13 protein-coding genes are annotated in these 16021 nt (G+C 72.7%); 9 read left to right on the forward strand and 4 right to left on the reverse strand.

Features of this window, described 5'->3' with window-relative positions:
- Positions 1–23: 23 nt before the first annotated feature.
- Complete coding sequence (locus A6A29_RS26375; RefSeq protein WP_079183043.1) at positions 24–3044, forward strand: acyltransferase family protein; 3021 nt, start codon at positions 24–26, stop codon at positions 3042–3044.
- A 17-nt stretch (positions 3045–3061) separates the two neighbouring features.
- Here the strand turns inward: A6A29_RS26375 and A6A29_RS26380 are convergent, their stop codons facing one another.
- The 4 genes from A6A29_RS26380 to A6A29_RS26395 form a co-directional block, all read right to left on the reverse strand.
- Positions 3062–4318, reverse strand: coding sequence for a DUF418 domain-containing protein (locus tag A6A29_RS26380; protein ID WP_073723469.1), 1257 nt, complete (start codon positions 4316–4318; stop codon positions 3062–3064).
- Positions 4315–4797 (reverse strand): hypothetical protein, encoded by a 483-nt coding sequence (locus A6A29_RS26385; RefSeq protein ID WP_073723472.1) that lies wholly within the window; start codon positions 4795–4797, stop codon positions 4315–4317. The genes A6A29_RS26380 and A6A29_RS26385 overlap by 4 nt, the downstream gene beginning before the upstream one ends.
- A gap of 84 nt (positions 4798–4881) precedes the next feature.
- Entirely contained in the window at positions 4882–5544 is a 663-nt protein-coding gene (locus A6A29_RS26390) for a GOLPH3/VPS74 family protein (protein WP_073723474.1), read from the reverse strand.
- 162 nt (positions 5545–5706) lie between these two features.
- Entirely contained in the window at positions 5707–6324 is a 618-nt protein-coding gene (locus tag A6A29_RS26395) for an SACE_7040 family transcriptional regulator (protein ID WP_073723476.1), read from the reverse strand.
- Positions 6325–6423: 99 nt separating this feature from the next.
- On the opposite strand from A6A29_RS26395, the gene A6A29_RS26400 reads away from it, so the two are divergent.
- From A6A29_RS26400 to A6A29_RS26435, 8 genes are all read left to right on the forward strand, one after another.
- The gene (locus A6A29_RS26400; RefSeq protein WP_073723478.1) at positions 6424–8046 is read left to right on the forward strand and encodes a carboxyl transferase domain-containing protein; all 1623 of its coding nucleotides are present in this window, start codon (positions 6424–6426) and stop codon (positions 8044–8046) included.
- 7 nt (positions 8047–8053) lie between these two features.
- Complete coding sequence (locus A6A29_RS26405; RefSeq protein ID WP_073723480.1) at positions 8054–10009, forward strand: ATP-binding protein; 1956 nt, start codon at positions 8054–8056, stop codon at positions 10007–10009.
- Positions 10006–10962, forward strand: a complete 957-nt coding sequence (locus A6A29_RS26410; protein ID WP_073723482.1) for a hydroxymethylglutaryl-CoA lyase — start codon at positions 10006–10008, stop codon at positions 10960–10962. Before A6A29_RS26405 ends, A6A29_RS26410 begins: the two co-directional genes overlap by 4 nt.
- A 9-nt stretch (positions 10963–10971) precedes the next feature.
- A complete protein-coding gene (locus A6A29_RS26415) occupies positions 10972–12138 on the forward strand; it encodes an acyl-CoA dehydrogenase family protein (protein ID WP_073723484.1) in 1167 nt (388 codons plus the stop codon).
- 341 nt (positions 12139–12479) lie between these two features.
- Positions 12480–12998, forward strand: coding sequence for a hypothetical protein (locus A6A29_RS26420; protein ID WP_073723486.1), 519 nt, complete (start codon positions 12480–12482; stop codon positions 12996–12998).
- An 82-nt stretch (positions 12999–13080) separates the two neighbouring features.
- Positions 13081–13926, forward strand: a complete 846-nt coding sequence (locus A6A29_RS26425) for a DUF4097 family beta strand repeat-containing protein (RefSeq protein WP_073723488.1) — start codon at positions 13081–13083, stop codon at positions 13924–13926.
- A gap of 133 nt (positions 13927–14059) precedes the next feature.
- On the forward strand, positions 14060–15061 hold the full coding sequence (locus A6A29_RS26430) for an ATP-binding cassette domain-containing protein (RefSeq protein ID WP_198953267.1): 1002 nt from the start codon (positions 14060–14062) through the stop codon (positions 15059–15061).
- Positions 15058–15849 (forward strand): ABC transporter permease, encoded by a 792-nt coding sequence (locus tag A6A29_RS26435; RefSeq protein ID WP_073723492.1) that lies wholly within the window; start codon positions 15058–15060, stop codon positions 15847–15849. The genes A6A29_RS26430 and A6A29_RS26435 overlap by 4 nt, the downstream gene beginning before the upstream one ends.
- Positions 15850–16021 lie beyond the last annotated feature (172 nt).

The following is a 16021-nucleotide window of genomic DNA, read 5'->3' on the forward strand; positions in this document are numbered from 1 at the left end:
CTGAAGTGAAAGGCACCATCCTCATGCCCTTCCTCGTGACCCCGCGCCGACGCCGGAGGGCCGCCGCGCCCGTGACCGGCTCCGGCGGCGAATCCGGGCCGAGCCCGCACCGGTCCACGTTCCGGCCCGACATCGAAGGTCTGCGCGCGGTGGCCGTGGTCGCGGTCCTCGCCTTCCACGCCGGGATACCCGGCCTGGCGGGCGGGTTCGTCGGGGTGGACATCTTCTTCGTCATCTCCGGCTACCTGATCACCGGGCTGCTGGTCCGGGAGGCCATCACCACCGGCCGCATCCGGCTCGGCGACTTCTTCTCCCGCCGCGCCCGGCGGCTGCTGCCCTCGGCCGCCGTGGTGCTCGCCGCCGTGGCGGTTGCCGGTGCCTGGCTGACCGTACCGCTGCGGCGCACCGACCTGGAGTACGACGTCGTGGCGGCGGCGCTGTCCGTCGCCAACTGGCGGTTCGTCTCGCAGCGCACCGACTACCTCGCCGCCGGGCACGACCAGAGCCCGTTGCTGCACTTCTGGTCCCTCGCGGTGGAGGAGCAGTTCTATCTGTTCTGGGCCCCGCTGCTCGCGGTGCTCGTCACCGTCGCGGCCCGCGCGGTCCGCCGGGGGCGGGCGGTGCGCGGCACCGTGGCCCTGGTCACGGCCGTGCTGGCCCTCGGGTCGCTCGCCCTGTCCCTGCGCTGGACGGACTCCTCCGTATCGCTGGCGTACCTCGGTACGCCTTCGCGCGTCTGGCAGTTCGGTGCCGGGGCGCTGCTCGCCCTGCTGCCCTGGCACCTGATGCGCGGGCCGCGTCCACTGCGCCTGCTGTGCGGGTGGGCCGGAGCGGCGGCGATCGTCTGGTGCGTCCTGTCGTACGACGCGAGCACCCCGTACCCCGGTTACGCCGCGCTCGTACCGACGCTGGCCACGGCGGCCGTCATCCTGGCCGCGATCCCCGGCCGGGGCGAGCGGTACGTGGAGGGGCCGTACGGGGTCGGGCGGCTGCTGGCGGGGCGGGCGCCGCGGGCGATCGGGCGGCTCTCCTACAACCTCTATCTGTGGCACTGGCCCGTCCTCGTGCTGGCCGAGGCCCGGTTCGGGGCGCTCGGCTGGCCCGAGCGGACCGCCCTGACGGTGGCGTCCGCGCTGCCCGCCCTGGCCACCATGCGCTGGGTGGAGCAGCCGTTGCGGCGCAGCCGGACCGTCTCCGAACTCCCCCGGCGCGGACTGGCGGTGGGCGTCTCGGCGATCATCCTGCCGGTCGTGCTGGCGCTGGTGGTGGGCACCACGACGCTCCGGCTGCTGGGCCCGGCCACCCCGGTCGACCTCCAGGGCCTCGCGCCGGGAGCCGCCGCCGGGCCCTCGCTCCTGGTCCGGGGCGCCGGTGCGCCGCTCGCGGACGGGCCCGTGGTGCCCAACCCCGTGCAGGCGCGCAAGGACTTCCCGCCGGACGGTGCGTGCGAGGTCGCGCCGGCCGTGACCCGCAGCCCCACGTGCCTGTTCGGTGCGACGGACAGCCCGGACCGGATCGTGCTGCTCGGCGACTCGCACGCCGGGCAGTGGTTCTCACCCATGCTCGCGTTGGCGGCCGAACGCGGTTGGGCGCTCCAGGAGTTGGTGAAGCAGGGCTGCCCGCTGCCCCGACTGGCCGTGGACAGCCCGCAGTTGGGCCGCGCCTACCGGGAGTGCGACACCTGGCGGGCGGACGCGCTGGAGCGGCTGCGGAAGCAGCCGAAGCCCAGGCTCATCGTGATCGCCTCGCTCAACCGCTACACCGCCGACCCGGCGCTCCTCGCCCGGGGCTGGGAGGAGACGCTGAAGCCCCTGCGCGCTCTCGGGGCACCGATCGTCTACATCGAGGACACCCCCGTACCCGGTACGGACATCCCCGCGTGCGTCTCCGGTCGCCCCGAGGACCCCGGGGCCTGCGCGTTCGCCCGGAAGGACGCCGTACCGGCCGATCCGCTGGCCCGGCGGATCGCGTCCGGCGCGCTGCCCGGTGTACGGAGCATCAGCGTGAACCCCGTCCTGTGCCCGGGGGACGGTCCGGTCTGCCCCGCCGTACGGGACCGGGTCCTGCTCTACCGGGACGACGCCCATCTGACCAACGTGGCCGCCGTCGTACTGACCCCCCGGCTGGAGCGGCTGCTCGGCGAATCCGGCGCGCTGTCCGCGCCCGGTGTACCCGTGACGCCCGCACCGAGCGCCCCCGGAAGGCCCGGGGCCGACGGGTGGACCGAGCTGTTGCGGGACGACTTCGAGGGCCCGGCGGGCAGCCGCCCGTCCGCCGCGCACTGGCAGTACGACCGCGGCACCTGCTACCCGGGCTGCCCCGCGCCGCAGTGGGGCACGGGGGAGATCGAGACCATGACCGACTCGACGGACAACGTCCGCCTCGACGGGAAGGGCGCACTGGAGATCGTCCCCACCAGGAAGGCGGGCGAGTGGAGTTCGGGCCGCATCGAGACCCGGCGCTCCGACTTCGCGCCGCCGCCCGGCGGGATGCTGCGGATCGAGGCGTCGATCGCGCTGCCGGACGTCACGGGGGCCGGGGCGGCGGGCTACTGGCCGGCCTTCTGGACCCTGGGGGCGCCGCTGCGTGACGGGTACACGGGCTGGCCGGGCGTCGGGGAGCTGGACATCATGGAGTCCGTCAACGGCCGGGACACCGTGTTCGGCAGCATGCACTGCGGCGTCCTGGAGGGCGGCCCCTGCGAGGAGCCGGTGGGCCTGACCTCCGGGCCGCAGCCGTGCCCCGGCTGCCGTACGGCGTTCCACTCGTACGCCGTCGAGGTCGACCTCTCCCCCGGTGCGGAGCAGGTGCGCTGGTATCTGGACGGGCGCCTGTACCACCGGGTGACGGCCGCCGCGATGGACGGCCGGACCTGGAAGCGGGCGGTGGACCACGGGGTGTTCCTGATCCTGAACGTGGCCGTCGGCGGCAAGCTGCCGCTCGCCGACGGGGCGAGTCCGGGCCCCGCCACCGAGCCCGGCCACCCGATGCGGGTCGACCGCGTCACCGTCTCGGCCCGGGAGGGGGCCGCCGCAGCCCGGTAGGCGTTACGCGGGAGGTGCTACGCGGGAGGTGGGGCCGGTCCTCGGCGGGGCCGGCCCCACAGCGTTGCCGTGCGCAGCAGCCACTCCACCGGGCCGAGCCGGTGGCGCCGCATCAGCCGGGCGGAGACGACGAGCTGGCATCCGTAGAAGAGCAGCGCCCCGCCCAGGGCGGTGGCCGCGCCCACCCGGCCGTACAGCGCGGCACCGTAGCCCGTGAAGACCAGGGCCATGACGAGGGACTGCGTCAGGTAGTTGGTCAGGGCCATGCGGCCCGCCGGGGCCAGCCGGGCGGCGAGGGCGGCGCCGCGCGGTGTGGTGAACCAGAGCAGCAGGCCGCTCGCGTAGGCGGCGCTCAGTGCCGGGGCGGTGATCATGCCGACGACGAACAACAGGATCTCCCAGCGGGCGGAGAGCGGTCCGACCGCGCCCGCTGCCATGAGCGCCCCGCCCGGCAGGCCCACGAGAAGCCCGCCCACGAGGATCCGGCGCAGCCGGTCGACGCGGCCGACGATGCCGGTGAGCAGGTCGCGCCGGCCCGCCACGTATCCGGCCAGGAAGGCGGCGACGACCATGCCGCCCATCATGAACAGCCCGGCCAGGATGTCCGGCCAGGCTCCGATGTTCGCGCGGATCACGTCACCCGCGCCGCCCCGGTAGGCGGCGGTCAGTTCGGCGGTCTGCTCGGCGAGGTCGGCGGCGTCGCCGTCGTCGGCCGGGTCCAGCAGGGTGACGGCCGCCGCGAAGAACAGGTAGAGGGCGGCGACGGTTCCGTACACCCAGAGGGCGGCTCGCCACATCCGGGCCGGGGCGGCGCCACGGGCGGCGAAGAGGATCAGGCCGAGCAGGGCGTAGACGGTGAGGATGTCACCGGTGTACAGCAGCGCGGCGTGCAGGAGGCCGAGGACGAACAGGGCGAGGAGCCGGCGCAGCATCCGCGGTGCGAAGCGGGCCCCGTCGCGTGCGGCCGAGCTCATCTGAAGCGTGAAGCTGTAGCCGAAGAGGAACGAGAACAGCAGGTAGAACTTGGTCTGCACGAACATCGTGACCAGCCACAGCGCGGCGTAGTCCACGCCACCGGTGAGCGGGCCGCCGCCGCGCCGGCCCTCGATGCCGGCCATGACCAGCACGTTGGCGAGGAAGATCCCGCCGAGCGCGAAGCCGCGCAGGGCGTCGACCTCCACGATCCGGTGCCGCCGGGGCCCGGTCGGTATACCCGGAGGTGCGGCGGCCGTCCCGGGAGCGGCGGAGCGGGGCGGGGGCGGGAGGTGCGTCATGCGTGATTCCCCAGGAACAGGGCGCCCATGAGCACCAGGATGCCGAACGAGAAGACTGCGCCGAAGCCGGGGGCGGCGCGGCGGACCAGGGACCGGACGAGCATCACCAGGGCCGGGAGCCAGCCCACCGCGTAGCTGATCCACGCGAGGTCCGTGAGGCGGTCGGTGGATGCCAGGTCCCCGGCCCGGAACAGCGCCCAGGCCGCCAGGACGAAGAGTGCCGGTGAGGCCCACAGGTTCCGCTCGACCGTTTCCCGGCGCGACGGCCGGGGCGAGGGCCCGGACGTCCCGCCGAGCCGTGCTTCCCGCGTTGCGCCGGACGTCCCGCCGAGCTGTGCCCCCGGCGGCGTTGCGCCGGACGTCCCACCGAGCTGTGCCCCCGGCGGCGTTATGCCCGGCGTCTCCCGGGGCGGTTCACCGGACGCGTCGTGAGGCAGTGCCCCGGACGTCTCCCGGTGCGGTTCATGGTGGTGCGACACGCGTCCCCCGCACATCGTGATGGTGCCGCCCCTCCGGCCGGAGGGGCGGCTTCGGCCGTGCCCCGTTTCCGGGTCGGCGCGCGGTCAGCCCGCCGCGGTGATCACGGTGACCGCGGTGACGGCCGTGACCACCGCCTGGACGTTGCGGATCGCTTCGCGGACGCTGTCGCCCGCCCACTGCCCGTCGGCGATCTCCGCCATGCGCGGGGCGATCCGCTTGCGCGGTACGTCGGGGAACGCCTGGCGGTGCATGTTCGCGGCGTGCAGCAGCGCGACCAGTCCGCTGGTACGGCTGTCCGGTTCCGCGCCGTCCAGGACGACGGCGCTCAGCCGGTCCCGCAGCTCCCGCTCCACGGAGCCGTCCGCTTCGGGATAGCGCCGCGTCGGGAACAGGCCCAGCGCCCGGTGCCGCTCCTCGGTCACCAGGCCGCGCTCGCACAGGCGGTCCACCGCCGCGCGCACGCCCTTGCTCTGGTCCTTCGTCAGCCAGTCGGCCGCCTTGCGCCTGCCGGAGCCCTTCGTCCAGGCGGCGATCCGTCCCAGCCGTCCGTCGAGCAGCGCGTCACCGGTCGGCGACGCGTCGGTCACCTCGATCCGGCCGCCGGTCACGGTGACCCGGCCCGCCATGGCGAGCTCCAGCAGAATGCCGCCCGCCACGCCCCAGCCCGCGGCCGTGCGCCCCTTCGCCGCGCCGCTTTCCTCGTCCAGCGACAGCAGCATGATCTCTTCGGCCAGCGTGACGGTCATCCGTCGTGTCCCCCTCGTTCGTTCGTCCTGCACGCCCTGGACGCCCTGCGTGTCCTGGACGCCCTACGTGTCCTGCGCGCATCGGACGTCCTGTCGCGTCCCGCGTCTCCTGCCCGTCCTGGGAGGAGAGACGCGCTCACCCGCCCCTGAGGTTGCCGGCCCCTACGAACCGGCCGCCGCGTCGAACGCCCCCCGCGCCAGCCGGTGCAGCAGCTCCGCCGTCGCCGTGCGGCCGGGGAGCGCCTCGGGGCGGGCCAGGTGCGGGGTGGAGTTCAGCAGGCCGAAGACGGCGTGGACGGTGACGCGGGCCTCGTCCTCGGCCAGGTCCGGGTAGAGCTCGCGGACGACGCCGACCCAGACCTCGACGTACTGGCGCTGGAGCTGGCGCACCCGCTTGCGGTCCGTGTCGCGCAGGCGGTCCAGCTCGCGGTCGTGGAGGGTGATCAGGGGGCGGTCGTCCAGGGCGAAGTCGATGTGGCCCTCGATGAGCGCGTCGAGCAGGGCGCGCGGGGAGCCGTCCCCGTCGGCCGCGTCCTGCGACACGCAGAGCCGGCCGCCCGCCAGCAGGCGCTCGCTGATGCCCACCAGCAGCTCGGCGAGCATCGCGTCCTTCCCGGGGAAGTGGCGGTAGAGGCCGGGGCCGCTGATACCGACGGCGGCCCCTATCTCATCGACGCCGACGCCGTGGAAGCCGCGCTCGGCGAAGAGGCGGGCGGCCTCCCGGAGGATCTGCTCGCGGCGGGTGGGAGCCGCGACGCGGGCGGCGGCATGGGTGCTCATGGGGATTCATTCTAGACAGGGCCGTTAGCGCTCGTTAACCTGAACGCAATGCGTTAACGCTCATTAACAATCGCGGTACGGGCAAGGGGGCTCGACACGATGCAGCAGGCACCGGTCCTGGCGAGCGCGGCCGATCCCGCCTCGGAGGCCTGGCAGGCCAACGAGGCGGCGCATCACGCGCTCGCCGAGGAGCTGCGCACGCGGCTCACCACGGCACGGCTCGGCGGGGGTGAGAAGGCCCGCGCCCGGCATGTGGCACGCGGCAAGCTGCTGCCCCGGGAGCGGGTGGACACCCTGCTCGATCCGGGTTCGCCCTTCCTGGAGCTGGCACCGCTGGCGGCCGAGGGGCTGTACGGGGGCGCCGCCCCGGCGGCCGGGGTGATCGCCGGAATCGGGCGGGTCAGCGGCCGGGAGTGCGTGATCGTCGCCAATGACGCCACGGTCAAGGGCGGCACGTACTACCCGATGACCGTGAAGAAGCATCTGCGCGCCCAGGAGGTGGCGCTGGAGAACCGGCTGCCGTGCCTGTATCTGGTCGACTCGGGCGGGGCCTTCCTGCCCATGCAGGACGAGGTGTTCCCCGACCGGGACCACTTCGGGCGGATCTTCTACAACCAGGCCCGGATGTCGGGGGCCGGTATCCCGCAGATCGCGGCGGTGCTGGGGTCCTGCACGGCGGGCGGGGCGTACGTCCCCGCGATGAGCGACGAGGCCGTCATCGTCCGCAACCAGGGCACGATCTTCCTCGGCGGTCCGCCGCTGGTGAAGGCCGCGACCGGTGAGGTCGTCACGGCGGAGGAGCTGGGCGGCGGCGAGGTCCACTCCCGTACGTCGGGGGTCACCGACCATCTCGCGGAGGACGACGCGCACGCGCTGCGGATCGTCCGCAACATCGTGGCCACGCTGCCGGAGCGCGGCGCGCTCCCCTGGTCGGTCCGGCCGGCCGAGGAGCCGAAGGTCGACCCCGCCGGTCTGTACGGGGCGGTGCCGGTCGACTCCCGCACCCCGTACGACGTACGCGAGGTGATCGCGCGGGTGGTGGACGGCTCGCGGTTCCAGGAGTTCAAGGCGGAGTACGGGACGACGCTGATCACCGGCTTCGCCCGTATCCACGGGCACCCGGTCGGCATCGTCGCCAACAACGGCATCCTGTTCTCCGAGTCCGCCCAGAAGGGCGCGCATTTCATCGAGCTGTGCGACCAGCGCGGCATCCCGCTCGTCTTCCTGCAGAACATCTCCGGCTTCATGGTCGGCCGGGACTACGAGGCGGGTGGCATCGCCAAGCACGGCGCGAAGATGGTCACGGCGGTCGCCTGCACCCGGGTGCCGAAGCTGACCGTGGTCGTCGGCGGTTCGTACGGTGCGGGCAACTACTCGATGTGCGGCCGGGCCTACAGCCCCCGCTTCCTGTGGATGTGGCCCAACGCCAAGATCTCCGTGATGGGCGGCGAGCAGGCCGCCTCCGTGCTGGCCACCGTCAAGCGCGACCAGCTCGGCGACGACTGGAGCGCCGAGGACGAGGACGCGTTCAAGGCCCCGATCCGCGCCCAGTACGAGACCCAGGGCAACGCGTACTACGCCACCGCCCGGCTCTGGGACGACGGGGTGATCGACCCGCTGGACACCCGGCAGGTGCTGGGTCTCGCCCTGACCGCCTGCGCCAACGCCCCGCTGCCCCAGAAGGACCCGGCCGGGCCCGGCTTCGGCGTCTTCAGGATGTGAGGAACAGATGACGATGTTCGACACCGTTCTGGTCGCCAACCGCGGCGAGATCGCCGTCCGGGTGATCCGGACCCTTCGGGAGATGGGAGTGCGCTCCGTCGCCGTCTTCAGCGACGCGGACGCGGACGCCCGGCATGTACGGGAGGCGGACACGGCGGTCCGGATCGGCCCGGCGCCCGCCGCGATGAGCTACCTCAGCGTGGACGCCCTGCTGGACGCGGCCCGCCGCACCGGCGCGCAGGCCGTGCACCCGGGGTACGGGTTCCTCGCCGAGAACGCGGGCTTCGCGCGGGCGTGCGCGGACGCGGGGCTGGTCTTCATCGGGCCGCCCGCCCCGGCGATCTCCCTGATGGGCGACAAGATCCGGGCCAAGGAGACCGTCGCGGCGGCCGGGGTGCCGGTGGTGCCCGGCTCCTCGGGCAGCGGGCTCACCGACGCCCAACTGGCCGCAGCCGCACGTGAGATCGCCATGCCGGTGCTGCTGAAGCCCTCGGCGGGCGGCGGCGGCAAGGGCATGCGGCTGGTCCGCGACGAGGCGCTGCTGGCGGACGAGATCGCGGCGGCCCGGCGCGAGGCCCGTGCCTCGTTCGGCGACGACACGCTGCTGGTGGAGCGGTGGATCGACCGGCCGCGCCACATCGAGATCCAGGTGCTGGCCGACGCGCACGGCCATGTGGTGCATCTCGGCGAGCGCGAGTGCTCGCTCCAGCGCCGCCACCAGAAGATCATCGAGGAGGCGCCGTCGGTCCTGCTGGACGAGGCGACCCGGGCGGCGATGGGTGAGGCGGCCGTCCAGGCGGCCCGATCCTGCGGATATGTGGGCGCGGGCACGGTGGAGTTCATCGTCCCGGGCGACGACCCCGCCGCGTACTGCTTCATGGAGATGAACACCCGTCTCCAGGTCGAGCACCCGGTCACCGAGCTGATCACCGGCCTCGACCTGGTGGAGTGGCAGCTGAGGGTCGCGGCGGGCGAGCGCCTCCCGTACGCCCAGAGCGACATCACCCTGACCGGGCACGCGATCGAGGCCCGGATCTGCGCCGAGGACCCGGCGCGCGGCTTCCTCCCCTCCGGCGGCACGGTGCTGGCCCTGCGCGAGCCGCAGGGCCACGGGGTGCGGACGGACTCCGGGCTCAGCGAGGGCGTGCCGGTCGGCAGCCTGTACGACCCGATGCTCTCGAAGGTCATCGCGTACGGCCCCGACCGCGCCACCGCCGTACGCAAGCTGCGCGCGGCCCTCGCGGACACCGTGATCCTGGGCGTCCCGACCAACGCGGGCTTCCTGCGCCGCCTGCTGGCCCACCCGGCGGTGGTGGCGGGCGAGCTGGACACGGGCCTGGTGGAGCGCGAGGCGGACGGGCTGGTCCCGGACGGGGTGCCGGACGAGGTGTACGCGGCGGCGGCCGCGCTGCGGCGCGACGCGCTGGCCCCCCGGCCGGACGCGGGCGGCTGGACGGACCCCTTCTCCGTACCGAACGGCTGGCGCACGGGCGGCGCACCTGCCCCGCTCGTCTTCCCGCTGCGGGTGCAGGGCAGTGCGCCCTCGGCCCACTCGGCACCCGGCGGTTCGACCGTCACCCCGGACGGTGTGAGCGTCGAACTCGACGGCGTCACCCACCACTTCCACCGCAGCGGCCACTGGCTGGGCCGCGACGGCGACACCTGGCACGTCCAGGACCACGACCCGGTCGAGGCGTCCCTGAGCGGCGCCGCCCGCGCCGGGGCCGACACGCTGGCCGCGCCGATGCCCGGGACCATCACGGTGGTGAAGGTGGCCGTCGGGGACGAGGTCGAGGCCGGGCAGAGCCTGCTGGTGGTCGAGGCGATGAAGATGGAGCACGTCATCTCCGCCCCGCACGCCGGCACCGTCACCGAACTGGACGTCACCGCCGGAGCCACGGTCGCCATGGACCAGGTCCTGGCCGTGGTGGCGCCCGTAGCCGCAGCCGGGGAGGAAGCATGACCGCACGACCGCACGGCCTGCCCATGGAGGTGCCCGCCCCGGACCTGCCGGCCCGGGTCCGTATCCACGAGGTCGGGGCCCGCGACGGGCTCCAGAACGAGAAGGCGGTCGTCCCGACGGAGGTGAAGGCGGAGTTCATCCGCCGGCTCGCCGTCGCCGGGCTCACGACGATCGAGGCGACCAGCTTCGTCCACCCCAGGTGGGTGCCCCAACTGGCCGACGCGGAGAAGCTGTTCCCCCTGCTCGGCGACATCGCGGACGTCGGGGACGTGGCGTTGCCGGTCCTCGTGCCGAACGAGCGCGGTCTGGACCGTGCGCTGGCGCTCGGGGCCCGCCGGATCGCCGTGTTCGGCTCGGCGACCGAGACGTTCGCCGCCCGCAATCTGAACCGGACCGTCGACGAGTCGCTCGCCATGTTCGAGCCTGTCGTGGCCCGCGCCAAGGCGGACAAAGTGCATGTGCGCGGCTATCTCTCGATGTGCTTCGGCGACCCGTGGGAGGGCCCCGTCCCCGTCCACCAGGTCGTCCGGGTCGCCAGGGCGCTGATAGACCTGGGCTGCGACGAGCTGTCCCTCGGCGACACGATCGGCGTCGCCACCCCCGGCCACGTACAGGCGCTGCTCTCCGAGCTGAACGAGGGGGGCGTGCGCACCGACACCATCGGGGTGCACTTCCACGACACGTACGGCCAGGCGCTGTCCAACACCCTCGCCGCGCTCCAGCACGGGGTGAGCACCGTGGACTCCTCCGCGGGCGGCCTCGGCGGCTGCCCGTACGCGAAGAGCGCGACAGGCAATCTCGCCACCGAGGACCTCGTGTGGATGCTCGACGGCCTCGGCATCGACACCGGGGTCGACCTCGACGCGCTCACCGCCACCAGCGTGTGGCTCGCCGAACAGCTGGGCCGCCCCAGCCCCTCCCGTACCGTCCGCGCGCTCTCCCACAAGGAGTGAACCACCACCATGTCCCTGGATCACCGGCTGACCGCCGAGCACGAGGAACTGCGCCGCACCGTGGAGCAGTTCGCGCACGACGTGATCGCCCCGAAGATCGGCGACCTCTACGAGCGCCATGAGTTCCCGTACGAGATCGTGCGCGAGATGGGGCGGATGGGTCTGTTCGGGCTGCCGTTCCCGGAGGAGTACGGCGGCATGGGCGGCGACTACCTCGCCCTCGGGATCGCCCTCGAAGAGCTGGCCCGGGTCGACTCGTCGGTGGCGATCACCCTGGAGGCCGGGGTCTCGCTGGGCGCGATGCCCGTCTACCGCTTCGGCACCGAGGAGCAGAAGCGGCAGTGGCTGCCGAGGCTCTGCTCGGGCGAGGCGCTGGGCGCGTTCGGCCTGACCGAGCCGGACGGCGGTTCGGACGCGGGCGGTACGCGCACGACGGCGGTGCTCGACGAGGCGAGCGGCGAGTGGGTGATCAACGGCTCCAAGTGCTTCATCACCAACTCCGGTACGGACATCACGGAGCTGGTGACGGTGACGGCGGTGACCGGCCGCAAGGAGAACGGCGCCCCGCGCATCTCCTCGATCATCGTGCCCTCCGGCACCCCCGGTTTCACGGTCGCCGCCCCGTACTCCAAGGTCGGCTGGAACTCCTCGGACACCCGCGAGCTGTCCTTCACCGACGTCCGCGTCCCGGCGGCGAACCTGCTGGGCGAGGAGGGCCGCGGGTACGCGCAGTTCCTGCGGATCCTGGACGAGGGCCGGATCGCGATCTCCGCCCTGTCGACGGGCCTGGCGCAGGGCTGTGTGGACGAGTCGGTGAAGTACGCCGCCGAACGGCACGCGTTCGGCAGGCCGATCGGTGCGAACCAGGCCATCCAGTTCAAGATCGCCGACATGGAGATGCGCGCGCACATGGCCCGCATCGGCTGGCGCGACGCGGCGTCCCGGCTGCTGGCGGGCGAGCCGTTCAAGAAGGAGGCGGCGATCGCCAAGCTGTACTCCTCGACGGTCGCCGTGGACAACGCGCGTGAGGCGACCCAGATCCACGGCGGCTACGGCTTCATGAACGAGTACCCGGTGGCCCGGATGTGGCGCGACTCGAAGATCCTGGAGATCGGCGAGGGCACGAGCGAGGTCCAGCGGATGCTGATCGCCCGGGAGCTGGGGCTGCCCGCCTGAGCGGTGACCCTGGCTCGGTGAAGCCGCTGTGCGTCCGGTTGCGGGGCGCACGGCGGCTTTCTGTTTGAGCGGTCCGCCGGCTGTGGCGGCTGTGGCGGCCTATGGCGGCACGACCTGGCTCCATTCGACGCCACCCGGCACCACGCGGTGCCACGCAACGCCATCCGGTGCCATCCGGCGCCATTCCGTGCCGCCTAAAGCGCATGGGCACGCATGGCGCCACACTTTCCCAGAGAGGTGCCACTACATTTCCGCAGGTCAGAGCAGTTTCAGCCGCGACCGGCACAGGAATGTCGCTTCACGGCTTGCGCATGGAGCCATTGTGGTGCCACTATTGCGTCATGGACCTCACCCCGTACGTCGACACCCTCCGCCGCGAACTCGCGGTGGCCGCCGCAGCCGGCGGCGACGAAGCTCGCGAGCTGGCAGAAAGGCTCACCGCTCCCCTGGAGTCGGCGACCCGGCTGGCCATGCTGAATGTGCTCTCCGCCGCGACGGACGAGATCACCCGCGAACTCGCCCCGGGCTCGGTCGACGTACGGCTCCGTGGCCTCGACCCCGACTTCGTGGTGGTGCTCCCGCCCACCGAGGGCGACGCCCCCGCGGAGCCCGCAGCGCCCCTCGAACCGCTCAGGGCCCCGGCTCCGGCCGACGGCGAGGAGGGCGGCCCCGCCCGCGTCAATCTGCGGCTGCCGGCCCACCTCAAGGCACGCGCCGAGGACGCCGCGAACCGCGAGGGCCTGTCGGTCAACGCGTGGCTGGTGCGGGCCGTGTCGGCCGCGGTCGACGGCGGCACCCGGCCCCGTACGACGGAGAAGGCCCAGAACGTCGGACAGAACTTCACGGGCTGGGTGCGTTAGCCGCACCCCCGCCCGCACCACTTCACCCACACCACGTCCCACCAGCGGGGACGCCACGAGGACCCAAGAGGACGGGACAGCCATGCCTTCTTTCGACACTCCCCAGCCGATCTCGGTCAACGCCCGTGTGGACGCGGGTTCCGTCCAGTTCGCCGCGGGCGACCGCCTCGACACGGTCGTCGAGGTGCGGCCCCGTGACCCGAAGAAGGACAAGGACGTGCGGGCCGCCGAGCAGACCGAGGTCACCTTCGCGAGCGGTGTCCTGACCGTCAGGACGCCCAAGCAGCGCTACCTCGTCGGGCCCACCGGCACCGTCGACGTGACGGTCGACCTGCCCACGGGCTCAGGCGTCGACATGACCGGCTCCTGGACCCAGGTGCTCGGCTCGGGCCGGCTCGGCGACGTCCGTGTGAAGACCTCGTCCGGTGATGTCCGCCTCGACACGACCGGCCCGCTCCACCTGACCGCCTCCCACGGCTCGATCACCGTCGACCGGGTCGAGGGTCCCGCCGAGATCACCACCAGCTCCGGCAGCCTGCGCGTCGGCCTGGTCGACGGCACCGCCGTCCTGAAGAACTCGCACGGCACCACGACCGTCGGCGCCGCGACCGGCGACCTGCGGGTCAGCGGCGCCAACGGCGACATCGCCATCGAACGCGCCGAGGGCTCCGTCACCGCCACCACCGCCCACGGCACCCTGCGCGTCGCCGAAGTCGCCCGCGGCACCGTCCAGCTGGAGACCTCCTACGGCGCCATCGACATCGGCATCCGCGAGGGCACCGCCGCCTGGCTCGACGTCAGCTCCGGCCGCGGGCAGGTACGCAACACACTCACCGCCTCCGAGACCCCGGAGAAGACCGAGGACACCGTCGAGGTCCGCGCCCGGACCCGCTGGGGCAACATCGACATCCGCCGCGCCAAGTCCTGACCCCGGCACGACCGGCACGACCGGCACCACCAGCACGACCAGCACGACCGGCACCCAGCACCACTGGCCTCGCCGGCCTCACCTCACCTCAGCCACTTCCCCCGCCACTTCAGCCTCCGATTGGGAGGGCTCCATGCCTTCTTCTGTCATGTCCACGTCCAGGCAGGGTGACAGCCACCCGTCACCGGCCGCCGTCTCCGCCGTCGGTCTGCGCAAGTCGTACGGCGACAAGACCGTCCTCGACGGCATCGATCTGTCCATCCCTGCCGGTTCCGTGTTCGCGCTGCTCGGCCCGAACGGCGCCGGCAAGACCACCGCCGTGAAGATCCTCTCCACGCTCATCACCGCCGACGGCGGACAGGCCCAGGTCGCGGGCCACGACGTCACCGCATCACCGGACGGGGTACGGGCCGCGATCGGCGTCACCGGACAGTTCTCCGCCGTCGACGGGCTGATCACCGGCGAGGAGAACATGTTCCTCATGGCGGACCTGCACCACCTGCCCAGGACCGAAGGACGGCGGGTCACCGCCGAGCTGCTTGAGCGCTTCGATCTGACGGAGGCCGCGAAGAAGCCCGCCTCCACCTACTCCGGCGGCATGAAGCGCCGTCTCGACATCGCCATGACCCTGGTCGGCAACCCGCGGATCATCTTCCTCGACGAGCCCACCACCGGCCTCGACCCCCGCTCCCGCCACAACATGTGGGGCATCATCCGCGAGCTCGTCACGGGCGGCGTCACCGTCTTCCTCACCACCCAGTACCTCGACGAGGCCGACGAACTCGCCGACCGCATCGCCGTCCTCAACGACGGAAAGATCGCCGCCGAAGGCACCGCCGACGAACTGAAACGCCTCATCCCCGGCGGACACGTACGGCTCCGCTTCACCGACCCGGCCGCGTACCAGGCCGCCGCCACCACCCTGAACGAAGCCGCCCGCGACGACGAGGCGCTGTCCTTGCAGATCCCCAGCGACGGCAGCCAGCGCGAACTCCGCTCCCTCCTCGACTGGCTCGACACCGCAGGCGTCGAAGCCGACGAACTGACCGTCCACACCCCCGACCTCGACGATGTCTTCTTCGCCCTCACCGCCAAGGCCACCGTCCCCCACCAGCCCAAGGAGAACGTCCGATGAGCGCCCTCACCCTCGCCGTCCGCGACTCCGGCACCATGCTGCGCCGCAACCTCCTGCACGCGCGCCGCTACCCGTCCATGACGCTGAACCTGCTGCTCACACCGATCATGATGCTGCTGCTCTTCGTCTACATCTTCGGAGACGTGATGAGCGCGGGCATCGGCGGCGGCGGCGCCGACCGCTCCGACTACATCGCCTACATCGTTCCCGGGCTCGTGCTGATGACCATCGGCAGCACCACCATCGGCACCGCGGTCTCCGTCTCCAACGACATGACCGAAGGCATCATCGCCCGCTTCCGCACCATGGCCATCCACCGCGGCTCCGTGCTCGTCGGACACGTCGTCGGCAGCGTCCTGCAATGCGTGATCAGCGTGATCCTCGTCGGAGCCGTCGGCGTGGCCATCGGCTTCCGCTCCACCGACGCCTCCGTCCTGGAGTGGCTGGCGGCATTCGGACTGCTCGTCCTGTTCTCCACGGCACTCACCTGGATCGCCGTCGGCATGGGCCTGATCAGCCCGAACGCCGAAGCCGCCAGCAACAACGCCATGCCCATGATCCTGCTCCCCCTCCTCTCCAGCGCCTTCATCCCCGTCGACACGATGCCGGGCTGGTTCCAGCCGATCGCCGAGTACCAGCCCTTCACCCCCGCCATCGAAACCCTCCGCGGCCTGCTCCTCGGCACCGAGATCGGCAACAGCGGATGGCTCGCCATCGCCTGGTGCGTCGGCCTCACCGTGCTCGGCTACTTCTGGTCGACCGCCAAGTTCAACCGCGACCCGAAGTAACGACCTCCGCCACGCCGGCCACCACCCACCACCCGGCCCACGTCCGACCCCAGGGCGGCGCACCCCGACACCACGTCGGAGTACGCCGCCCCGTCGGCGTTCCCCGCCGCCCCTGGCCGCTCCCGCACCGCCGATGGTCCTGCCGCGCTTGCGAGCGGACTCATGGCCGAAC

The sequence above is a fragment of the Streptomyces sp. TSRI0281 genome (assembly GCF_001905125.1).
Taxonomy (GTDB): Bacteria; Actinomycetota; Actinomycetes; order Streptomycetales; family Streptomycetaceae; genus Streptomyces.